Annotated in this window: 21 protein-coding genes and 1 riboswitch; of the genes, 14 read left to right on the top strand and 7 right to left on the bottom strand. The window is 32.1% G+C overall.

Annotation, left to right across the window (positions count from 1 at the left end; all coding sequences use genetic code 11):
- Positions 1 to 542: 542 nt before the first annotated feature.
- The gene (locus tag ACMGE9_RS12925) at positions 543 to 1169 is read right to left on the bottom strand and encodes a LysE/ArgO family amino acid transporter (protein ID WP_414043174.1); all 627 of its coding nucleotides are present in this window, start codon (positions 1167 to 1169) and stop codon (positions 543 to 545) included.
- A gap of 177 nt (positions 1170 to 1346) precedes the next feature.
- Between ACMGE9_RS12925 and ACMGE9_RS12920 the strand changes: the two genes are divergently transcribed.
- The gene (locus tag ACMGE9_RS12920) at positions 1347 to 1649 is read left to right on the top strand and encodes a monooxygenase (protein WP_414043173.1); all 303 of its coding nucleotides are present in this window, start codon (positions 1347 to 1349) and stop codon (positions 1647 to 1649) included.
- Positions 1650 to 1969: 320 nt separating this feature from the next.
- Here the strand turns inward: ACMGE9_RS12920 and ACMGE9_RS12915 are convergent, their stop codons facing one another.
- Entirely contained in the window at positions 1970 to 2449 is a 480-nt protein-coding gene (locus ACMGE9_RS12915; protein WP_414043172.1) for an N-acetyltransferase family protein, read from the bottom strand.
- 163 nt (positions 2450 to 2612) lie between these two features.
- Here ACMGE9_RS12915 and isaB point away from each other — a divergent pair, with 163 nt between their 5' ends.
- From isaB to ACMGE9_RS12880, 7 genes are all read left to right on the top strand, one after another.
- Positions 2613 to 3149, top strand: coding sequence for an immunodominant staphylococcal antigen IsaB family protein (isaB, locus tag ACMGE9_RS12910; protein WP_414043171.1), 537 nt, complete (start codon positions 2613 to 2615; stop codon positions 3147 to 3149).
- A 245-nt stretch (positions 3150 to 3394) separates the two neighbouring features.
- The gene (gene abc-f / locus ACMGE9_RS12905; protein ID WP_414043170.1) at positions 3395 to 4933 is read left to right on the top strand and encodes a ribosomal protection-like ABC-F family protein; all 1539 of its coding nucleotides are present in this window, start codon (positions 3395 to 3397) and stop codon (positions 4931 to 4933) included.
- A gap of 56 nt (positions 4934 to 4989) precedes the next feature.
- Complete coding sequence (locus tag ACMGE9_RS12900; RefSeq protein ID WP_414043169.1) at positions 4990 to 5853, top strand: prephenate dehydrogenase; 864 nt, start codon at positions 4990 to 4992, stop codon at positions 5851 to 5853.
- 126 nt (positions 5854 to 5979) lie between these two features.
- Positions 5980 to 6438, top strand: a complete 459-nt coding sequence (locus ACMGE9_RS12895) for an HIT family protein (protein WP_414043168.1) — start codon at positions 5980 to 5982, stop codon at positions 6436 to 6438.
- Positions 6439 to 6464: 26 nt separating this feature from the next.
- Positions 6465 to 6977, top strand: a complete 513-nt coding sequence (locus tag ACMGE9_RS12890; RefSeq protein WP_414043167.1) for a GNAT family N-acetyltransferase — start codon at positions 6465 to 6467, stop codon at positions 6975 to 6977.
- Between the two features lie 80 nt (positions 6978 to 7057).
- Positions 7058 to 8098 (top strand): M42 family metallopeptidase, encoded by a 1041-nt coding sequence (locus tag ACMGE9_RS12885; RefSeq protein WP_414043166.1) that lies wholly within the window; start codon positions 7058 to 7060, stop codon positions 8096 to 8098.
- 100 nt (positions 8099 to 8198) lie between these two features.
- A complete protein-coding gene (locus ACMGE9_RS12880; protein ID WP_414043165.1) occupies positions 8199 to 8855 on the top strand; it encodes a type 1 glutamine amidotransferase domain-containing protein in 657 nt (218 codons plus the stop codon).
- A 37-nt stretch (positions 8856 to 8892) separates the two neighbouring features.
- Here the strand turns inward: ACMGE9_RS12880 and ACMGE9_RS12875 are convergent, their stop codons facing one another.
- Positions 8893 to 9261 (bottom strand): hypothetical protein, encoded by a 369-nt coding sequence (locus ACMGE9_RS12875; protein WP_414043164.1) that lies wholly within the window; start codon positions 9259 to 9261, stop codon positions 8893 to 8895.
- Positions 9258 to 9956, bottom strand: coding sequence for a hypothetical protein (locus ACMGE9_RS12870; protein WP_414043163.1), 699 nt, complete (start codon positions 9954 to 9956; stop codon positions 9258 to 9260). Before ACMGE9_RS12870 ends, ACMGE9_RS12875 begins: the two co-directional genes overlap by 4 nt.
- Before the next feature lie 271 nt (positions 9957 to 10227).
- On the opposite strand from ACMGE9_RS12870, the gene ACMGE9_RS12865 reads away from it, so the two are divergent.
- Together ACMGE9_RS12865 and ACMGE9_RS12860 are read left to right on the top strand one after the other, a co-directional pair.
- On the top strand, positions 10228 to 11481 hold the full coding sequence (locus tag ACMGE9_RS12865) for an aminoacyltransferase (protein WP_414043162.1): 1254 nt from the start codon (positions 10228 to 10230) through the stop codon (positions 11479 to 11481).
- Positions 11482 to 11501: 20 nt separating this feature from the next.
- Positions 11502 to 12869, top strand: coding sequence for an aminoacyltransferase (locus tag ACMGE9_RS12860; RefSeq protein ID WP_414043161.1), 1368 nt, complete (start codon positions 11502 to 11504; stop codon positions 12867 to 12869).
- Between the two features lie 156 nt (positions 12870 to 13025).
- Here ACMGE9_RS12860 and ACMGE9_RS12855 read toward each other — a convergent pair whose 3' ends face one another.
- Positions 13026 to 14630: a choice-of-anchor I family protein gene (locus ACMGE9_RS12855; RefSeq protein ID WP_414043160.1), complete on the bottom strand. Its 1605-nt coding sequence runs from the start codon at positions 14628 to 14630 to the stop codon at positions 13026 to 13028.
- A 168-nt stretch (positions 14631 to 14798) separates the two neighbouring features.
- Positions 14799 to 15185 carry a hypothetical protein gene (locus ACMGE9_RS12850; protein WP_414043159.1) on the bottom strand — a complete coding sequence of 129 codons (387 nt, stop codon included), beginning with the start codon at positions 15183 to 15185 and terminating at the stop codon, positions 14799 to 14801.
- A gap of 186 nt (positions 15186 to 15371) precedes the next feature.
- On the opposite strand from ACMGE9_RS12850, the gene pepF reads away from it, so the two are divergent.
- Both pepF and ACMGE9_RS12840 read left to right on the top strand, forming a co-directional pair.
- Positions 15372 to 17180, top strand: a complete 1809-nt coding sequence (gene pepF, locus ACMGE9_RS12845) for an oligoendopeptidase F (RefSeq protein WP_414043158.1) — start codon at positions 15372 to 15374, stop codon at positions 17178 to 17180.
- 78 nt (positions 17181 to 17258) lie between these two features.
- The gene (locus ACMGE9_RS12840) at positions 17259 to 17969 is read left to right on the top strand and encodes an SDR family oxidoreductase (RefSeq protein ID WP_414043157.1); all 711 of its coding nucleotides are present in this window, start codon (positions 17259 to 17261) and stop codon (positions 17967 to 17969) included.
- A 79-nt stretch (positions 17970 to 18048) separates the two neighbouring features.
- Here the strand turns inward: ACMGE9_RS12840 and ACMGE9_RS12835 are convergent, their stop codons facing one another.
- On the bottom strand, positions 18049 to 18915 hold the full coding sequence (locus tag ACMGE9_RS12835) for a S1 RNA-binding domain-containing protein (RefSeq protein WP_414043156.1): 867 nt from the start codon (positions 18913 to 18915) through the stop codon (positions 18049 to 18051).
- 177 nt (positions 18916 to 19092) lie between these two features.
- Here ACMGE9_RS12835 and ACMGE9_RS12830 point away from each other — a divergent pair, with 177 nt between their 5' ends.
- Both ACMGE9_RS12830 and ACMGE9_RS12825 read left to right on the top strand, forming a co-directional pair.
- A complete protein-coding gene (locus ACMGE9_RS12830; protein ID WP_414043155.1) occupies positions 19093 to 20688 on the top strand; it encodes an ABC-F family ATP-binding cassette domain-containing protein in 1596 nt (531 codons plus the stop codon).
- Between the two features lie 132 nt (positions 20689 to 20820).
- Positions 20821 to 20994, top strand: a riboswitch (Lysine riboswitch).
- A gap of 104 nt (positions 20995 to 21098) precedes the next feature.
- Positions 21099 to 22304: an aspartate kinase gene (locus ACMGE9_RS12825; RefSeq protein WP_414044507.1), complete on the top strand. Its 1206-nt coding sequence runs from the start codon at positions 21099 to 21101 to the stop codon at positions 22302 to 22304.
- The last annotated feature ends 3 nt before the right edge of the window (positions 22305 to 22307 follow it).

The following is a 22307-nucleotide window of genomic DNA, read 5'->3' as shown; positions in this document are numbered from 1 at the left end:
ATAGGTTTTATGGTGTAATATTATACATGAAAATATCAATTAATATGGGAGCGTATAGATGATAACAAAATTCAGTGACAAAGACGTTAGAAATAGTATTGTTTTACACACAATCGCCGTAGCAGCATCAATAATCGTTCATATACTAGTCTTCGTCAAATTAATCCCTTTTGAATATGTCAATGGTGGAAGATCAGAGACATATAATGATGCAAAACAGTTATCATTGACAAGTAGTATAATACTATCTTGTATTGCCTTAATCCCGATTGTATTATATAAAATGAATAGGAATCTAAAATATAAAAAAATACTTAAAATCATATCTCTAATCCTCATACCATTTTGGATTTTTTCATGCATTCAACAGTTTTTAGGAACAACTTTTGAAATAATCGCTATGAGTGTCATCTGTTTTACTGGAATTATAGCCAGTTTATATATGTATTTATCGTTAAAAAGTAGTATCAAGAAAGAGAATAATTAGGCATTTTAATAAATGAAAAGTGAGCGATAATCTATAATTATCGCTCACTTCTCATTTATATCAAACTACTTAAAATACCCACAACATTCTTCATAATAATGAATATCACTATTAAAATAATTATTGCAGAAACTTTGTTTAATATCTCAATATAGCGTCCACTTGAGTCAAACCTTCCTAATAACTTTCCTGCAACAGCAAGGCTGATAAACCATATCCATGAAACACCGATTGTAGCTACAGCAAAGGCTAACTTATGATTACCTGAATATAAAGCAGCACTGGTTCCTATTACACCAATCGTATCCATAATTGCATGTGGATTAAGTAATGAAACCGAAACTGCGAAGCCAATTTGTTTCTTTGCAGACATCGGTGGATGTGCATTCGAATTAGCAGATTTCTCATGCCATAATGACCAAGCCATATAAAGTAAAAATATTATCCCCACAAAATATAAAGCAAGTTGCAACACTGGTAATTCAATTAACAGTAACGAAACGCCTAGTATAGCTAAAGTAATCAGTAAGGTGTCACATATACCTGCAGTAATCACTACTGGTAAAGCTTTACGTATACTTTTATGATTCGCACCTTGATTAAATACAAAAACATTTTGTGCACCTAGAGGTAGTATCAAACCTAATGCAAGTAAAAATCCATGTGTAATTGCTTGAATCATCATTTTCTCCTATCAATTATAATTAAGACTAAATATTTACAAACGAATAAACTATAACTCATATTATCATTTTATGATTATATATTGTTTGCATATGCCTGATTCAAGCCCTTTTCTAGAAAGATCAATATATTTACGTTAAAATTAAACTAAATATACAAAAGAGGAGGCAATAACATGGCAGTAATTTTACAAGTAACATTTCCGTATGAAGGTCCTTTTGGAGATGAAATGACAAACGGATTCACAGAACTTGCACAGTCGATTAATAATGAACCAGGATTTGAGTGGAAAATTTGGACTGAAGATGCAGAAGCTAATGTGGCTGGAGGCATATATATGTTCGACTCAAAAGAGAACGCAGCAAAGTATTTAAATATGCATACAGAAAGACTTGCTTCATTCGGTATTACAGGTGTTGAAGGCAAGATCTTAAATGTGAATGATGCGTTATCTAAAATCAATCATTTCGCACAATAAGAGGTGGGTATCTTGTATCTTCAAACGAAATTATTTAATATATTCAACATGCTAATACTTATTCTTCTTTTATTAAATATATTCAATGTCATTACATTGAATAAAGTCATTTATTTTGTATTAGTAGGTGTATTATTCTTAAACGGGCTATTAATGGTGTATGGCGCAAAATGGCAATATAACAAAGATCATAATAAACATAATAGATAACTTAATATTATAGTAAAACTATTTAAAGCAAATTCATTAGTTAACCCAATAATAGGATTAAAGAGATATGTTACGCAACATGTCTCTTTTTTCTTTTTACACACAAATGATTATTCAAATTTCAACACCATCAAAATATCTGTATCTCGTTCAGCGACAATCTTAAAACATGCTTTTTCATAAAGATTTTGTGCATAATTACCATAACTCACGCTAAGTGATATCCCACAATACTTAGTATTTCTAACTTCTTCTATAAATAGTCGGAGTAATTCACTACCAACACCTTGACCTCTATGTCTTGGCAAGATAGACATTGTCAATTCTACAAAGCGCGCATCAAAGTAACCATAACCTTGAACATCTTTATCCCAAATTCGTCCCCAAATTGCTCCAACAGGTTGAGACTTATCTTCAGCGACAATACATATTTCACGATCAGTATCGAAATTAGCATAATACTTACTTATTTCAGAAGAATAAACAATATCTCTATCATATGTTGCCTCTCCTGGTGGAACATATAATGCATGATAAGTGAAATCTATTAATTGCATCGTTTCATTAGGTAACATTTTTCGGTAATCCATATAATCCTCCTGGCTATATAAAATATATTCTTTATATAATGTAATTATAATACATACTATCATTATCACTCTTTTTAAAATAATATTTACTATTTTTATGGTAAAATAGTGATATTTTACTCTGAAAGTGTTAAGATAAGGAATAAGAAAAGAGGTGAGACAAATGAAATCTGTTCAAAAAATCATGGGCATGAGTTTAATTGCAACGAGTTTAATTTTAGCACCAGTCAGTCTGTCAGAAACACCAGACGTACAAGCTGCACACTATACAAAACCATATTACAATTATAACGGCTACACGAAAAACAGTGCTAAGTTTGTTCTCGATCCTTATTTCGTTAAAGCTTTATATTATGACAATGTCAAATTAAATGGTTACAAAGTAAATCCCAAAGCAAAAGTTGCTTTAGGTGGTGTTCCAATGCATATTTATGATGCAAGTTACCTAAAAGACAAAAATGGTAAAGTAGGGTATTTCAAATTTGAAGTAAAGAAAAAGACAGTTAAGAAATATACGTTTAAAAAAGCACATAAAAAGAATGAAATACTGGAAGAATCCAACAAATCAAATAACCCAGGTGTACCATCATATATCGTTTATAAAACAAAAGGAGCAGTTTATCTAGCTTCATTTGATAAGAATGGCTATTTAACAGGAATGGAAGTAGGCGTTGTTCCTGGATTCATTGGACTTAGATAATGTAAAAATAGTTTAATCAAGACTAGAACACATTGATGTGTTCTAGTTTTTTTACATTCAATTTTATATGTAGTATAATTACACCAACTTAAGTAAACGAGGTAAAAGGTCATGGTAATTCTATAAATCCAAATGATGATATTAAATAAATATTATTTCATTTTGTGATTTACGGGATAACTATGTCCTTTTTTAATATCGTCATTTGGTCTTTTCAAATTACAAATATTGAAAGGATGAATGACATGATGCTTAAAATGAATCATATTCATAAACAAATTAAAGATTTAACTTTATTTAAAATAGACAACCTGCTGATTAACCAAGGAGAGAAGATTGGCTTAATAGGTAAAAATGGTAGTGGAAAGTCTACTTTACTCAAAATGATTGCTTATATTGATTCGGAATTTTCAGGAAATCTTGACAATCCTTTTCAGACATTATATGTTCCTCAACTTAAAAAGCTTTCTAGTGAGTCCGGTGGTGAGCAAACAAAACGTTATTTACTCAAAGCATTCAATAATAATCATGAACTATTGTTATTAGATGAACCGTCTACAAACTTAGATCAAGATAATATTAAATGGTTAATCAACGAAATTAATCAGTTTAAAGGAACCATGATTATTGTGAGCCATGATAGGACTTTACTCAATCAGACTATAAATAAAATTGTAGAAATTGAAGATAAATATCTCAATATGTATCTAGGTGATTATGATGATTATGAACATCAAAAAAAGAAAAACCTTGAAAAACAAGCAAGCGATTACAAACAATATCAAACGAAAATTAAACAGTTAGAGATTGAAGCTGAAGAGCGTATGAAACGTGCAAAATGCTTTAAAAAACGTAAGAAGAATGTCAGTATTTCTGATTATAAAGTAAATTCAAGAATGGGTGCTTACGATAGTCAGGAAAAAGCCATTGCTAAATCGAGTAAAGCATTGATTAAGAGAATAGAACAAATTAAAAAGGCTGATAAACCAAAAGAAGAAAAATCTTTCAAAATAAAACCTATTGGCAAGTTGGAAAACAAAGGCAGTACTTTAATTAATTTAGATAAATTCGAAATATGTGTTAATAATAAACATCTATTTAAAGCCAAATCTTTTAAAGTAATACAAGGAGATAAAATTGCGATAAATGGTCCAAATGGTAGTGGAAAAACAACATTTATTAAACAGTTAATGCATCAAAATATTGAAGGTTATTATAAACATGATATAAAAATAGGCTACTTCGCTCAGAATTTGAATACTCTTGATAATAATAAATCCATCTTTGAAAATGTAAAACTTACATCAGTTCAAGATGATTTCACGATAAGAAATCTCTTAGCTGCACTCGGGTTTGAATACAACAAAATTTATCAAGAGGTTAATACACTTTCAGGTGGTGAGCGCGTTAGATTACAAATCATCAAACTATTACTTGGAGATTATGACATGCTCATATTAGATGAGCCGACTAATTTCTTAGATGTTTCAACATTAAAAGCCTTAGAATTATTTTTAATTGAATATCCAGGTACTTTTATTATTATTTCTCATGATTATATTTTGATTGATAATGTAGCTTCAAGGAAAGTAGATATTAAAGAGCATCAATTAGTTAATGAGATTTATCAAGATAAAAATCAATCATTTGAAGATATTGAAATACAACTCCTTGAATTTAAGTTAGAGCAAATGATTCAGAATCCTGATATTGATATGGAAGAAGTGTTGGCTTTAAAACATAAAATCAATCAAATAAATAGTAGACAAAATCATAACAATTGACCTTTATTATGAACTTTATTACACTTTAAACCATTAAAGGGGTTAGAGGTGATGACATGAATATTGCAATGATAGGTCTTGGTGTTATTGGTGGTAGTTTCGCGAAAGCGATACGAAAGAAATACGGCAACAAATATAAGCTTATGGCGATTGATATAGATCAAGCTACCATTGATAAAGCTAAGCTCATGAACGTAATAGACGATGGTGAAACTAAGAACGAAACGATATTACAACAAGCAGATGTAGTAATATTTGCGTTATATCCTGAATTAATGAAATCTTTTGTTGAAACGCATCAGCATGAATTTAAAGCAGGTGCAATATTAACTGATACTACAGGTATTAAGCGTAGTGTGTTTGAAGCTATGAAAGATGTGATTCCTGATCACATTGATTTTATATTTGGCCATCCGATGGCAGGTCGTGAGAAGAAAGGCTTTGATTATGCAGATGATAGTGTATTTATGGATGCCAACTACGTTATTACTGAGAATAATAAGAATAAAAAAGAAAATTTGGATTGGTTTCAGAACTTTGTAAAAGACCTAGGATTTAAACGTATTACCATTACAGACATAGAAACACATGATGCAATGATCGCTCATACGAGTCAACTTGCACATGTAATCGCTGTGTCACTTATTAATAGCGATGATAAATCTCATGAAACGATTCGATATATTGGTGATAGTTATAGAGATTTAACACGTATCGCTAATATGAATGAGACTCTATGGTCTGAATTATTTATGCATAACAAGGATAACTTACTAGAGAATATTACTCGCTTTGAGACGGCTTTAAGTGAAATAAAAAATGCTATAAAAGATGATGATAAGACTAAAATGGAATCACTATTTATAGAATCTACCCAACGTCGTTTGAAGTTAGAAGAAAGTGATATGAAGATAAAGTAGTAGGTTCTTGAAAAGTTCACAGAAGATTATCATATATAATTTCTATTAAATTTTTAAATTTTCTGACATTTAATTATAAGGTATTATATAATAAATATGAAAATTAATTAAAGACGGGGTAAAGTGGTGGAATCTTGGAAACAAAATAGAATACAATCTGCTATTAATGGTACAAATCCAATGGTTATTAAAGCGTTAAAAGGTAGTTTCGTAGTTTTCGGTGACGTACAATTTCTACCAGGTTATTGTGTGTCATTACCGAAGCGAGAAGTACGATTGCTCAATGATTTAACAATGGATGAGCGTCGTGATTATTTAATGGATATGACGATCGTAGGTGATGCTATAATGGAAGCATGTCAGCCAACACGAGTAAATTATGAAATATTAGGTAATCAAGATCACTTCTTACATGCTCATTTATTCCCAAGATATGAATGGGAAAGTGAAGATGTTAAATTTATGCCGGTTTGGGCATATGACAAATCAAATTGGAGCAATCCAGAAAATGCTTATCAGAAGGATGCGCATGGGGATATAAGAATAAAAATTCAGTCAGTACTTGAGAAAATATATAACTATTAAATAATACATGAAAACTGAGGTTCCTTATGATATTAAATACTGAAAGGTTGATACTTAAAAGACCGAATACTTTAGATATCAACAGTTATATGATAATTCGTAATAGTGATGAATATTATCTTTTTAATCCGCTTCCTAAGTTAACGCATAATGAAGCAACGCATTTTTTTATTAGTGCAATAAAGAATAACAGCATTATCGGTATTTATTTAGACCAGAAAATGATAGGCGTAATTGATATATTCCCTGATCAATTACGCTATGGTGTAAACAGCGTTTCAATTTCATATGCACTTAACACAGCTTATACTGGCCATGGTTATATGAAGGAAGCACTGAGCGCATTAGTATGTCATTATAAAAAAGAAAAGCGTTACGATATTATAACTGCACGTGTGTATCAATCAAATATTAAATCACATCGTCTATTAGAAAAAATAGGTTTTGTTAAAGAGGGTATCCTTAAACATGCTGTTAAAGGTAATTTTGATATGATACATGATGATTATTTATATGCTTTTTATATAGGTGATATATAACTCAATCTTAAAGAATTGTACTTAATACTATTATTTCGTTAAAATTTTATTATCAAATATTTATTAAAGGAGAAAAAAAGATGTATCCAGATACTACAGCAACAATGCAAGAAATTGAGCGTTTAGTGAATATACCAGGTCCCTCAGGCTTTGCATTTAAGGCAATAGCATATGTTACTGACACATTAGAAAGTGTGGGTTACTCTGTTCAACAAACGAATAAGGGTGGCGTTCTTGTGACTGTACAAGGTAAGGATGATACGCGTCATAAATACTTAACAGCACACGTTGATACATTAGGTGCAATGGTAAAAGAGATTCTTCCAAGTGGTCGTTTACGTTTATCTATGGTTGGAGGCTTCAGATGGAATGCTGTTGAAGGTGAATACTGCGAAATACATTCTAATGACAAAGTATATACGGGTACGATATGTCTGCACGAAACAAGCGTTCACGTCTATCATAATGCTGGAGACATCGTACGCGATGACGATCATATGGAAGTGCGAATCGATGAAGTTGTAAAGTCAAAAGAAGATACTGAAAGATTAGGTATAAGTGTCGGTGACTTTATTACATTTAGCCCAAGATGTGAAATCACTGAATCTGGTTTCATTAAATCACGTCATTTAGATGACAAAGCAAGTGCTGCAATGCTGATCCAATTGTTACGTCACTTAAAGTCAGAATCAATTGAATTACCACATACAACACATTTTTATTTTTCTAATAACGAAGAAATCGGATATGGTGGTAACTCTAATGTGCCAGAACAAGTCGTAGAATATATTGCAGTAGACATGGGGGCTTTAGGAGATGGTCAATCTTCTGATGAATATACTGTATCTATTTGTGCGAAAGATAGTTCAGGACCCTATCACTATCAACTAAAGCAACATTTAGTACAGTTATGTAAAGATAACAATATTAATTATAAAGTTGATATTTATCCGTATTACGGAAGTGATGCAAGTGCAGCAATGCGTGCAGGATATGATATTAAACATGGACTTTTCGGGGCGGGTATCGAATCAAGTCACGCTATGGAACGTACACATAAATCCTCTTTAGAACAAACTGAAAAGTTAATCTATCAATACGTATTAAGTCATGTGATTTAATAATTAATAGAATTTTCTGATTTTTGTAAGTTGAATACTTTGAGACACACGTCCATTTTCGTTATAATGTGGTTACTATAATGAAAGGACGTGTTTATTTATGACGAAAAAAGTATTAATGGTACTGACAAATCACGATAAGTTTAATGATGATACTCCTACTGGACTGTGGTTAGAAGAAGCTGCTGCACCCTATAAAATTTTCGAGAAAAATAACATCACAGTCGATTTTGCTTCAATTAAAGGTGGTTCAATTCCACTAGATCCTAATTCAGTAGCAAATGATGAGACAAAAACTTATGCAGATGTTGTACAAAAATTAAATGATTCATTGAAACTACGTGATGTAGTATTTGAGAACTATGATGGTGTATTTATTCCTGGCGGTCATGGTACAATGTATGACTTACCAAATAATCCTGATTTACAAAATATACTAGCTTTCTACAAGGAAGATGGCCGTGCAATTGGAGCTGTATGTCATGGACCGAGTGCATTTGTTGGTGCTAAACTTAAAGATGGTAGTTACTTAATTGATGGCGTAAAACTTACTGGATTTACGAATGCAGAAGAAAGTGCCATGAATCTTGTTGATAACGTACCATTTGCTTTACAATCAGAATTAGAGAAACAAGGCGGACGATTTGTTGTAGGAGAAAATTTCACGTCACACGTTGTGACAGATAAAAAATTCGTCACAGGACAAAACCCACAATCAAGTGAAGCAGTGGCAGAAGCTTTTGTAAAAGTATTATAATATTTAAGGCACAATAAAACCACGCGTGAGCGTGGTTTTATTTCATGATTAATATATTTTTTAAGATTAGTCCTAATACAACGCCAATTAATAGGCTGAGCATAGTACCTAGTAAAATATACTCACTTGTTTTATCGATTTTCTCAAAATTATGATTAGGTTTATCATCTTTTAAATCATTAAATCGAAGTATCGATTTACTCGCAATGACTAAACCTATAGCTGTGTATTCTCCTAATGTGATAAACATTAATATAAGTAATCGTTCAATATAGCCAACCATTAAACCTACATTATCTGTCTTCTTCATTTTTGTCTCGCTCATTGCCGTTAATATCCATTTAATAATCGGACCAGATAGAATAAACAGTACGACAAAAGCAACGATTAAACATAATTTAATCATAATGCATACTCCTTAAATGTATCGTATATAAATGGTGATAATGGGATATTACTTTCACATTTCAGATTATCTTCATCAACTAAATTTGCTAAATCAGCTAAAGCCGCTTCTATTAATAATAATTGTTTCTTATGACCCTTTTTTAAGTGTTCAGAAATGGTAGATACCCCTTTATCTAAAACTTTTGCAATTTCTTTTTGTTGTTCATACACATATGATAATAAAATCACTTTCCGCTGCATATCAGAATGATTATGAACAATCTCTGTTAAATATGGATATAAGATGTTATTAAAGATATCTACATTGTGTTGATCTATCGTCAAGTAAAAATCACTCATATCAGCTTGCTTAATTTGTGCGAGATTATGACGTGCTTGTTTAATAATCGGTGCATTCCAATGTTCGAGATTACCTTTAGGGATTGTCTCATCGCTCACCGCAATACCAAACTTGACCGGTTGATTATTAAATGGCCATAACAATTTGATATAATAACTTGTAAATAGGGTAGCAGATAAATTATCACTAACAAAGAATAATTCATCTCCCATACGAAAATTAATATATTTAAATGATACATTTTGCGTCCAATGGTCTATTTCTTTTGTAAATTGAATTAATTGTTTACTGATTGCATCAGTATTATTAAATTTCGTACTCCCAGAAACATCCATTACAAATAGGGATAACATCGTCTCACCTCAATTTCGGTTAATTAAACGAAATATTTATAATTCGTTTATATAGACGAATTATAACACATTCGAATAGATCATGAAAGTATAAGTATTTACGACTTTATCTAGATAATATTAACATCTACTAATAAAAGTAATAATTTTAATAAAAATTAGATAAATCTCGAAATTATAATGCTATCAAGTGATTAAACAATAGCATTTATGGTAATATGGTGCATGAGATTAATGAACAAAAGCGTTCATTCGAATAAGGAGAATCAATATGAAATTTATTAACCTAACAAGAGACGCATTTGGTGATTTTGCTGATGGACAACCATACAGTCACTTTACTCAAATGGCAGTAAACTATGATTTGAAAATTGCGGAAGGTGCAGATGTGCATCTCGTTGGCGTAACTGATGATAGTGATGAAATTATTGCAGCGGGTTTATTTACAGCAGTACCTGTAATTAAAATGTATAAGTACTTTTATTCCAATCGTGGTCCTATCATGGATTTTCATAACAAAGAACTCGTTAAATTCTTTTTTACGGAATTGAAAAAATACTTAAAGCGCCATAATGCTTTGCACTTACGCATTGATCCGTATGTGCCACACCAGTTATGGAATCATGACGGAGAGGTATTAGAGAGTTATCCTACAGAAGATATCTTTGAAACTTTAAAATCATTAGGATTTATACACCAGGGCTTTACAACAGGCTTCCATCCCATTCATCAAATTCGTTGGCATTCTGTCCTTAACACAGAGGGGAAGACAGAAAAAGAAGTGCTGAATAATATGGATAGCTTACGAAAACGTAACATAAAAAAAGTCATAAAAAATGGTATAAAAGTACGCGACTTATCGATTGATGAACTTCACATCTTTAGACAATTTATGAATGATACAAGTGGCAAAAAAGAATTCGTAGATCGTGACGATGCCTTCTACAAAAATCGATTAGAGCATTTCGGTGATCGCGTAAGAATGCCACTTGCATATATTGATTTTACGACCTATATACCAGAACTTATTGCCGAAGAACAAGAAGTGCAAGCTCAAATTACTAAAGCACAAGTAGAACTCGAGAAAAAACCTGATACGAAAAAATGGAAAAATGTCTTATCTTCAAGTGAAACACAACTCAAATCAGTTCAAGAAAAATTAGCTGAAGCACATTCACTACAACAAAAGCACGGTGATACGTTACCCATTGCAGCTGCATTCTATTTAATCAATCCATTTGAAGTTGTTTACTTAGCAGGTGGTACATCCAATGAATTCAGACATTTTGCAGGCAGTTACGCGATTCAATGGGATATGATTAAACATACAATGTCAACTGGCATTCATCGCTATAATTTCTACGGAATAAGTGGCGACTTTACAGAAGATGCTGAAGATGCTGGGGTTATAAAATTTAAAAAAGGATTCAATGCAGATGTCATTGAGTATATTGGAGATTTCGTGTTACCGATCAATAAACCTGTCTATAAAATGTATGAAACAATGAACAAAATACGTAAATAAGTTTTGAAGGGAAGATTTTCATGGAATTCACTGAATTAACTGTTGCAGAATATACTGATTTCATTTGGAGTACCACTGAAATGAGTCATTATTTTCAGCTACAAGAAAATATAAAAAATAGAGAAGCTGACGGTTATCCTGTCGTATTACTTGGAGTTAAAGAAGATGGTATCGTAACAGCAGCCAGTCTATTTTCAAAAATACCGACGTTTGGTAGTTATTTTTACTATTCAAATCGTGGTCCTGTCATGGATTATACTAATTCAGCACGCGTTAACTTTTACTTTAAATCATTAGATGCGTATTTAAGAACACACCAAGCTTTATATGTGAAGTTAGATCCTTATTGGATTTATAAAACATATGATAAAGATGTTAATTACAAACAAGAAAACGGTACTAATGATGCAATTATTAATCAACTTAAATCACTAGGGTATAAACACACAGGATTCTCTGTGGGATATACAATGGATACACAAGTACGATGGATGAGTGTTTTATACTTACAAGGTGAAACACCACAATCAATTATGAAACAATTTGATTCACAACGTAAACGTAATGTAAAAAAAGCACAAAAATACGGTGTAAAAATTAGATTGCTTGCTAAAGATGAACTCGATGTATTTTTAGATTTATATCGTGAAACTGAAGAACGTGCTGGTTTTATAGCAAGACCTGATAGTTATTTCAAAGGATTCCATAATCATTATGACGATAAAGTAATAATGCCACTTGCATATATAGATTTAGATGAATATATTGAAAAATTATCACAAGATTTAGCTGATGCTGAAGCACGACGTGATCAAATGATGGCAAATGAAAATAAATCAGAAAAACAAATTAAAAAAATAGAACAATTAGATCGTGAAACTAATCACATGCAAGAAGAATTATTAGATATGAGCACGCTACGTAAAACAGATGGTAAAATATTAAACTTAGCCGCCGGAATGTTTTTCTTAAATCATTTTGAGGTTAATTATTTCTCAGGTGGCTCAAGTGAAAAATATAATAAATTTATGGGACCATATGCAATGCATTGGTTTATGATTAATTATTGCTTTGAACATGGATTTGATCGTTATAATTTCTATGGTGTATCTGGTGATTTTAGTGAATCTGGTGAAGATTATGGCGTATATCGATTTAAACGTGGATTTAATGCCCAAATTGAAGAACTTGTTGGAGATTTCATTAAACCAATCAATAAACCTAAATATGCATTGTATCAAACAGCATTAAAAACGAGATTAAAATTAAGTGAATTAAAGCAGAAAAAACAAAACAAAAAGAAATCTCAGCTTGAAGATAATACTGAATCAACTTCGGTAGACAATATCATATTACAAAAAGGTCCAGATAAATTAAGTAATTCATAATAAATTATAAAGTATCATAATAATGCGATATAAGAACACAGCTTATATCGCATTATTATTCTTGATTTTAGTTTACATAATATATATTATCGGAAGTTAACTGTAGAAGAAGAAGATACCACCTCTTATGATAGTATCTTCTTCATATCTTATTGATTATTTTATTGATGTTAATTCATACGCTGCAATTGTACCGCTCATTTCGTGACTCGCTAATAATAATGGTTTTTTCGTTGGTGAATGCTTAGCGTCGATAAACGTTAAACCTTCAGGTGAAATGTCACCATTGTCATTTGCTTTGAAATATGTATCAAATACAGGTTTCTTCGGATTTGATACATTATATACCATAATACCACCAACACGTTCTAAACCAATAAACGCATATGTTTTACCATTAACCACACCAGTAACAACTGATTCTGGTTCTGGACCTTTATCGTCACTTCTTGAATCAAATTCAATTTTACCTAATTCTTCTTGATGAGAATTGAAAATATCTTTATTTGCTTTTGCAGTAATTTTCTCGAAGTCTGATCCTGAATCATATACTAATCCTAATGAGCTTGCACTACGAATTGAGAATGAACGACCACCAAATGTCATTGGTACTGTGTATTTACCGTCTTTATTTATGAAGCTTTGAGATGTTGTCGTTTTTAGACGTCCTAATTCTTTTTCACCCTTTAAAACTTCACTATCTGTACCTTTTAAGTATTTGCTCGTCATATCAAATTGATCAGTTATATCAGCTAAACGAGTTTCTTCACTGTAACCATCGTAATCTTGTGAATCTCCTTCGTTAGCAGTTAATAAGTAAGTTTTACCTTTCACTTTCATTTGTGCAATCGCATCTGGTTGATACATACCAAGTAATGGATAATTTTTCATATTAATTTTCTTGTCTTTATCAGAAACGTCAATTGTATGCTTTAAATATGATTTATAACCTAATCCTCTTACTTTAACAAACTTTTCTTTCTTTAAATCAAACTTAGCAATTGCATTACGCTCTTGAATTGTAATATATGCATATTTGTTATCGTTATCAACAGTTACATATTCTGGTTCTAAGTTTAAGAAGCTTTCTTCATCATTACGCCCTAAATGACGTAAGTTATTTGGAATCATTTTCTTAGAGAATTTAACGGTATTAACAGCTGATTGTTTCACATTACCTAAACGGTTTACTTTAATAGAAGAAACTGAACCTTCTGGGTTTATAGTATATTCATCGTTTGGTTCGCCTTCATTTGCTACAATTAACTTTTTGCTATCATTTGTAAACGTCACCATGTCTGGTAATGCACCTACTGTAACTTTGCTAATTAATTTGCCATCTTTGTCCAAGAATGCAACTAAACCATTATCCGTTTTTTCTTTAGCCGGAATACTTACAGCAATATAATGGTACTTTTTGTTTACCGCAACACTCGTAATATCGCTTCCTTCAACACCTAAATCCTTTAATAAAATACGTTTTTTTAAAGGAAATTTCCCTTTAGTTAAACGCGACATATCTAAAATATCAACAGCATTCAATGCACCATTAATTGAGTATGCTTGTTTGTATTTAGTATCAACACTTACAATTTCAGTTCCACTTTCTCCAAATTCTGTTTTAGAATCGTAACGTGCAATTTGAGAAACTTTAATCTTACTATTTGGACCATAACTATTCACTGATTGTGCATCGGCTAGCGGAGTTGCTACTAATGTTGCTAAAGCTAGTGTGCTAACTACTTTACTTACTTTTTTCATTATTTAAGTCTCCTTTTAGTAAAAAATTATTATTTCTATGTATAAAATTAATTTTAAAGTAAAGTTGTAAATCACGAATAAAATATATTAATATAGTGTAAATATTCGATTACAATATAAATTAAAAAAAGCGGTATTAGGAGATAATCCTAATACCGCTTTATTTACTTATCGTTGCGTTTTGTTTTCATGGTGCTTAATAGATTCCATTTCAGCACGATTTTGAGTTTCATCGTATTTGCGTTGTTCTAATTTTGCTTTTTGCTTTAATTTCTTCTTCTTTCTGTGGTCTTTAGTCATATACCAGAACATCATACTTAACAGTAAAGAAATAACTGCTAAGAATCCAGCATAACCTAACAAGGGTTGATACTCAATATCAAAGAAGTTTGGAAGCATGAACGCTGCAATTGCTAATAATAAAAACGTAATAATAGGTGCTAAAATAAAACGCCCTAAAACTAATCCAAACAATAATGAAATGATTAAAGTACCAACGATTGTAATCAGTAAGAAGTTCGGAATTTCATAAAAGTTAATGTTGTTTAAAATCATTTTGTCATCACTCACTTATAAATTATTATATAATACTCACTTATTATACCCTAAAATCATGAAAATAATATCATTTTTCTTGTAAATACATCATGATAATTAAAATTAACAAATAAGATTTCTAAAAATTCATAATAAAGCGTATAATATATATAATACTTACTATTACAAAAAAGGAGATAATCCATGAGCTTACCTTATAGAAAGAACGTCCCCGTTGAACAAACTTGGGACTTATCAACGTTATTTGAATCGAACGAAGAATTCTTTACACAATTAAATATGACTATTGAAAGAACAAAAGCTTTTAATCAACGCTATTCAAATCAGCTTTCAAATCCATTAAATATTGAACCTGCATTAGATGAATATGCTGCTATATTTAAAGAAATTGATCACCTTGGTAGTTATGCCTCACTATTATATAGTGTAGATCAAACTGATGAAGCAGCTGGTAAACTTTATAATAAATACGCCCACAGCTACGGTACTATCGCTAGCCTATTAACGTTCGTTGAGTCAGAAATTTTATCACTTGATGAAGCTGTATTAAACCAAGTTAAAGATAATACTCAATCATATAAACGTTATTTAGAAAAGTTAATTGAACGCAAACCCCATCAATTACATCCTGAAGTTGAAAAAGCGCTAGCTTCATTCTCACCTATTTTTAGTGCACCATACAATTTATATGACACTACCAAAATGTTAGATATTGATTTTGGGACTTTTACAGCACATGATAAAGAAATCCCAATGAGTTATGTATCATTTGAAGGTGAACAAGAAGTTGATGCCGATACAGAAATTCGAAGAAATGCATTCAGAAAATTTTCTGACACTTTAAAGAAATATGAGAATACAACAGCAAAAACGTATGATATGACAATTCAACAAGAAAAAATTGAATCTTCATTACGCGGTTACGATTCAGTGATTGACTTTTTATTACAACCTCAAGAAGTATCACGTGACTTATATAATCGTCAAATCGATTTAATCACAACAGAACTTGCTCCTCACATGCGTCGTTATGCAAAATTACTGCAAAAAGTAAATGGTTTAGATGCAATGAAATTTGAAGATTTGAAAATCTCGTTAGATGAATCTTACGAACCAGACATCACAATTGAAGAATCACGTGAATATATTAATAAAGCGCTATCCGTTATGGGAAATGATTATATGCAAATGGTTAATGATGCATATGACAACCGACAAATTGACTTTGTTCAAAATAAAGGAAAATCAACGGGAGCATTCTGTGCAAGCCCTTATCAAGTGAATCCATTTATCTTAATATCATGGACTTCAAAAATGACTGAAGTCTTCGTTTTGGCCCATGAATTAGGACATGCGGGTCACTTTAATTTAGCGCACCAACATACTAATATTTTTGATGAAGATTGTTCTCGTTATTTTGTAGAGGCACCAAGTACTATGAACGAAATGTTAATGGCCAATTATTTACTGTCTGAGTCAAATGACCCTAAATTCAAACGCTGGGTGATTGCATCAATTATTTCTAGAACTTACTATCACAACTTTGTGACGCATTTATTAGAAGCTGCTTTTCAACGAGAGGTTTATAATTTAGTTGATCAAGGTGAATCAATGACAGCGGAAATATTAAATAATATTAAACGTAACGTTATCGAAGAATTCTGGGGCGACGCAGTTGAAATTACAACAGGTGCTGAACTCACTTGGATGAGACAACCCCACTATTACATGGGATTATATCCCTATACGTATTCAGCTGGCCTTACAATTTCTACAATCATGTCACAACGCATATTAAATGAAGGCGAACCTGCAGTAAACGAATGGATTGAAGTCCTAAAAAAAGGTGGTGCATTACCACCAGTTGAGCTTGTTAAAATGGCAGGTATTGATTTAACAACAGATGGTCCATTGAAAGAAACAATCGCTTATATAGGGTCACTCGTTGATGAATTAGAGAAGTTAACAGACGAAATAAATCAACAAAAATAATATCTACAAAAAGCATAATGCAGATTTTCTGTGCTATGCTTTTTGTATTATTAATCATTAAATAAATGAGGTGTTCAAATGAACTTCAAAAATAAAGTTATTGTGATAACAGGAGCTGCACAAGGCATTGGCAAGCATTTTGCCGACACTTTTAGAGCTCAACAAGCCATTGTTTGTGACATCGACATTCAACCAGGATGTTACTTTCAAGGTGATATTTCAGACACGGCAATATTAGACCAATTTATCTCAAAAATAATTACTGAACAAGGCAAAGTAGATTATATAATTAATAATGCCTTACCGATAATGAAGGGTATCGATGATTGTACAGTAGATGACTTTAATTATGCACTTCAAGTCGGTATCACTGCCCCATTTTATCTTGTTCAACAATTGATGCCCTATTTCAATGCACATGCAGCAATTATTAATATGTCTTCATCAAGAGCACATATGAGTCAACCTCAAACAGAAAGCTATGCTGCAGCTAAGGGTGGCATCAGTGCATTAACACATGCGCTCGCTGTTTCATTACGTGAAAAAGCACGTGTAAATGCTATATTACCCGGTTGGATTGATACAACAGGTACTACATATACAGGCAATAATAATGCACAACATCCTGCAGGTCGTGTCGGTGTTCCAAATGACATTACACAAATGGTCTTATATTTATGTAGTGATGCTGCAACGTTTATTACAGGACAAGAATTTGTCATTGATGGTGGGATGACTAAACAAATGGTTTATCATAACGATCAAGGTTGGTTATATGAAAATCAATAAAAAATGATATATAACAAACGAGCCATTGCCGGATATTCAAAATATCCGGCAATGGCTGTTTAACGCTATAAAAATAAATTTATTCTACTGATTTAATTTTATCCGCTTCAATTAGGATGCGTTTATTCTTATATAAACGACCAATCGCTCGTTTAAAGCTTCCTTTACTCATATTAAAGACCTCTTTAATCGCTTCTGGGTCTGACTTATCAGAGAACGGCAATTCCCCGCCGTATTCTTCTAATAACTTTAAAATCTGTTCTGAATCATCATCTAAACGTTCATGTGCTAGTGGTAAGAATGAACCGTTTAAAGTTCCATCTTCTTTATGCCCTATGATACGTACTTCTACAGCTTCACCAAGTCTTGGTTCACTACGACGTTCTGATTCGTGAACAAATATCTTATAGCCTTCTTTAGAAAGTAAAAATGTGCCGATACGTAGTAAGCGATAAGGATGCGCTGTAATCGTTTGGTGCAACACGTCAACTGGTGCGGGTGTAAACATCGCATCAACCATTGTTTCACTTGCTAAACGACCATATAATTGATCATTTCTATCAACACGTAAACACGCAAATACTTCGTCTCCTGCTTCTGGCCAGACCTCTTTTACTTTTGGCAAATCTTCCCATGGTATAACTATTTCACGCGAAATACCAATATCAACCGTTACACCATCTCTATCTTTCTTAATAACTTTCACCCAGTCATAACGATCTGTTGAAATGTCTGGAATGTTTTGTGTGGCAAATAAATCCCCAGTACGTCCTGGATATACGAAGAATGAATAATCTTCGCCAATTTCTAATTCATCTTCTGACAATACTTCTGATTGATTTAACTTTACGACTTCACTATTCGGTCCTAATAAGTAATACGTCGATCCTTCTAAACGATCGACGCGTAAAAAGTCGATACTTCCTGATAATTGTTTGTTTTCCATATGTCTCTCCTTTAGGTTAAATACCTATTTCAATAAATCATTATAGCACATTTTCACCTATTCGTCCGAAATAACAGTATAATAGAACTATCTGTGCAAATGAGAAATCAGTATTATCTTTTTCCCATTAAACTATGATATAATTCTTACTGATTATAAATTAAAGGAGACCACTCAATGTTACAAGTATCTAATGTAAGTTTACGATTCGGTGATAGAAAATTATTTGAAGATGTAAACATTAAATTTACACCCGGCAACTGTTATGGTTTAATTGGTGCCAATGGTGCCGGAAAATCAACTTTCCTAAAAATTCTATCTGGTGAACTGGATTCTCAATCTGGCCATGTATCAATGGGGAAAGATGAACGTCTTGCAATACTAAAACAGGATCACTTTGCTTTTGAAGATGAGCGTGTCTTAGATGTTGTATTACGTGGACATGAAAAATTATGGAGCGTAATGAATGAAAAAAATGAAATCTATATGAAACCTGATTTCAGTGATGAAGATGGTATGCGTGCAGCTGAACTTGAAGGTGAGTTCGGTGAAATGGGCGGTTGGACTGCTGAAAGTGATGCACAAGTATTATTATCAGGTTTAGGTATAAAAGATGAATTACATGAAAAGAAAATGTCAGAACTAGAAAATAACCAAAAAGTTAAAATACTTTTAGCCCAAGCATTATTCGGTGACCCAGATGTATTATTACTAGATGAGCCTACCAATGGTCTTGATATCCCTGCGATAAGCTGGTTAGAAGAATTCTTAATTAACTTTGAAAATACTGTAATCGTTGTATCCCATGACCGTCACTTCTTAAATAACGTTTGTACGCATATTGCTGACCTTGATTACGGTAAGATTAAACTTTATGTTGGGAACTACGACTTCTGGTATCAATCAAGTCAGTTAGCACAAACGATGTTACAAGACTCTAATAAGAAAAAAGAAGAAAAAATTAAAGAATTACAAGATTTCGTTGCACGTTTCTCTGCAAACGCTTCTAAATCGAAACAAGCAACAAGCCGTAAGAAAATGTTAGAAAAAATCGAATTAGATGATATTCAACCATCGAGTCGTAAATATCCATTCGTTAACTTTAAACCAGAACGTGAAATCGGTAACGAATTATTACAAGTTCAAGGCTTAACAAAATCAATTGACGGTGTTAAAGTGATTGATAACTTATCATTCACTATGAACCCAAATGACAAAGCAGTATTAGTTGGCGATTCAGAAATCGCAAAGACTACCCTACTACGTATCTTAGCTGGAGAAATGGAACCGGATGAAGGTTCATACAAATGGGGTGTAACTACATCTCAAAGTTATTTACCAAAAGATAACTCTGAATTCTTTGAAGGTAAAAATATAGACTTAGTTGAATGGTTACGTCAATATGCACCACCCGAAGAACAAACAGAAACTTTCTTACGTGGCTTCTTAGGCCGTATGTTATTCTCTGGTGAAGAAGTACGTAAAAAAGCGACTGTATTATCAGGTGGAGAAAAAGTAAGATGTATGTTGAGTAAGATGATGTTATCTTCTGCAAACGTATTATTACTTGATGAACCTACAAACCATTTAGATTTAGAAAGTATTACATCAGTTAATGATGGCTTAAAAGCATTCAAAGGTTCTTTAATATTCACTTCTCATGACTTTGAGTTCATTAACACAATTGCAAACCGTGTCATTGACTTAAACGCGAACATCTCTAAAGAAAATACTTATGAAGAGTATTTAAAAGAACAAGGCGTTTTAAAATAATTTAATATAAACTATAAAAACTGCGTATATCTCATTTTAGATATACGTAGTTTTTTATATTTATTTAAAATTTTCACAAAATACTTTACAATTCTGAATTCGTTCTGTAGAATGTTAAACATCAACTTAATAAGTAACAGATGAGGCGCATCAATCATGAGTAAGTAATTTTAATTCTGCAAATGAATTACTGAAAGGGTGCGATGCCGAAATATAGTATTTATTGCAGTGAATGCTATATTGGATCCACAGGTTAAGAGCTATGGATTTGTCATTATTGAAAAATAATGGAGTGCATCGCTTGTATATAATTAAACAAGTCCAGATGTCTCTGGGCTTGTTTTTTTGTTCGTGATGCCCCCTAACAGGAGGCGTAAAATTTGGTAACAAAATTTCAGTCAGAAAATCTTGTGCAAAATATTCATGTTTTAAAATTCGGAGGTAGTTCTGTTGCAGATTTTGAAAAAATTAAAGCCATTGCTGAATATCTTAAAGAAAGAACTGAGCGCAATGAAAAATTAATTGTAGTCGTTTCTGCAATGGGTAAAACGACAGATGAACTGATGCAAAACGTGGCGTCGATTTCTAAAACTCCGAAAGATAGTGCTTTAGCAATGTTATTAACTACCGGAGAGCAACAGACTATTGCGTACTTGTCTATCGTACTCAATGACTTATTGGTTGCATCTGTTGCTTTAACTGGTGCCCAAGCTGGTATAAAAACAGAAGGTCATCATTTAAAAAGTAAAATACAATCTATTAATACACAAAAAATTCGAGATTTATTTAAAATGAAAGATATTATTATTATCGCTGGCTTCCAAGGTATTAATAACGATGATGAACTTACAACTTTAGGTCGTGGTGGTAGTGATACAACTGCTGTAGCACTTGCATCAAGTCTTGATGCCCAGTGTGAAATTTATAGCGACGTATTGGGCGTATACGGTACTGATCCACGTATCTATCCCCGAACGCAAAAGATTGATCAACTTAGTTTTGAAGAAATGATGGAACTTTCTTCACTTGGTGCAGGAATACTTGAAACGAGAAGTGTTGAAATCGCACTGAATCATAAAACACCTATTTATACCGGAAAAACATTATCAACAGAGAGAGGAACATGGATTGTGCCGACAGAACAAATTATAGAGAGAAAAGCCGTAACTGGCATTGCATTAGATAAAAATATGGATTATGTCACACTTTCATATCCTATGCATGATGCTTTAGTATTAAAAGCGATTTATTTAGCATTAGACGAAAATCAAATTAACATCGATATGATATCTCAAACCGTCAACATAGATGGCATGCAATTATCATTCACAATGAAGAATACCGATGCACAACAAATAAGTACATTAATAGAAATATTACAACAACAATACCCTGCCCTGCTTCACGAAATAAATCATCAGTATGCGAAAGTTTCAGTAGTAGGTTCTGGTATGAGAGATATGAGTGGTATTGCAGCTAAAGTATTTACTACACTTATTGATGCCAATATTCAATACTATCAAGTATCTACAAGTGAAATCAGTATCTCACTCGTCGTATCAGAGCAAGATGCAGAAAGTGCTGTTCAAACTTTATGTGCACAATTTAATATCTAAATC

The organism is Macrococcus animalis (genome assembly GCF_047425875.1).
Lineage (GTDB): Bacteria > Bacillota > Bacilli > Staphylococcales > Staphylococcaceae > Macrococcoides > Macrococcoides animalis.
The sequence above is the reverse complement of the archived record's forward strand: the minus strand, read 5'-3'. Positions and strand labels throughout refer to the sequence as shown.

Coding starts and splice junctions, on each gene's coding strand:
- ACMGE9_RS12830 (WP_414043155.1), top strand. CDS start 19,093: ATGTTACAAGTATCTAATGTAAGTTTACGATTCGGTGATAGAAAATTA.
- isaB (WP_414043171.1), top strand. CDS start 2,613: ATGAAATCTGTTCAAAAAATCATGGGCATGAGTTTAATTGCAACGAGT.
- ACMGE9_RS12900 (WP_414043169.1), top strand. CDS start 4,990: ATGAATATTGCAATGATAGGTCTTGGTGTTATTGGTGGTAGTTTCGCG.
- ACMGE9_RS12850 (WP_414043159.1), bottom strand. CDS start 15,185: ATGATTTTAAACAACATTAACTTTTATGAAATTCCGAACTTCTTACTG.
- ACMGE9_RS12875 (WP_414043164.1), bottom strand. CDS start 9,261: ATGATTAAATTATGTTTAATCGTTGCTTTTGTCGTACTGTTTATTCTA.
- ACMGE9_RS12835 (WP_414043156.1), bottom strand. CDS start 18,915: ATGGAAAACAAACAATTATCAGGAAGTATCGACTTTTTACGCGTCGAT.
- pepF (WP_414043158.1), top strand. CDS start 15,372: ATGAGCTTACCTTATAGAAAGAACGTCCCCGTTGAACAAACTTGGGAC.
- ACMGE9_RS12855 (WP_414043160.1), bottom strand. CDS start 14,630: ATGAAAAAAGTAAGTAAAGTAGTTAGCACACTAGCTTTAGCAACATTA.
- ACMGE9_RS12890 (WP_414043167.1), top strand. CDS start 6,465: ATGATATTAAATACTGAAAGGTTGATACTTAAAAGACCGAATACTTTA.
- ACMGE9_RS12885 (WP_414043166.1), top strand. CDS start 7,058: ATGTATCCAGATACTACAGCAACAATGCAAGAAATTGAGCGTTTAGTG.
- abc-f (WP_414043170.1), top strand. CDS start 3,395: ATGATGCTTAAAATGAATCATATTCATAAACAAATTAAAGATTTAACT.
- ACMGE9_RS12860 (WP_414043161.1), top strand. CDS start 11,502: ATGGAATTCACTGAATTAACTGTTGCAGAATATACTGATTTCATTTGG.
- ACMGE9_RS12870 (WP_414043163.1), bottom strand. CDS start 9,956: ATGTTATCCCTATTTGTAATGGATGTTTCTGGGAGTACGAAATTTAAT.
- ACMGE9_RS12865 (WP_414043162.1), top strand. CDS start 10,228: ATGAAATTTATTAACCTAACAAGAGACGCATTTGGTGATTTTGCTGAT.
- ACMGE9_RS12880 (WP_414043165.1), top strand. CDS start 8,199: ATGACGAAAAAAGTATTAATGGTACTGACAAATCACGATAAGTTTAAT.
- ACMGE9_RS12915 (WP_414043172.1), bottom strand. CDS start 2,449: ATGGATTACCGAAAAATGTTACCTAATGAAACGATGCAATTAATAGAT.
- ACMGE9_RS12920 (WP_414043173.1), top strand. CDS start 1,347: ATGGCAGTAATTTTACAAGTAACATTTCCGTATGAAGGTCCTTTTGGA.
- ACMGE9_RS12840 (WP_414043157.1), top strand. CDS start 17,259: ATGAACTTCAAAAATAAAGTTATTGTGATAACAGGAGCTGCACAAGGC.
- ACMGE9_RS12925 (WP_414043174.1), bottom strand. CDS start 1,169: ATGATTCAAGCAATTACACATGGATTTTTACTTGCATTAGGTTTGATA.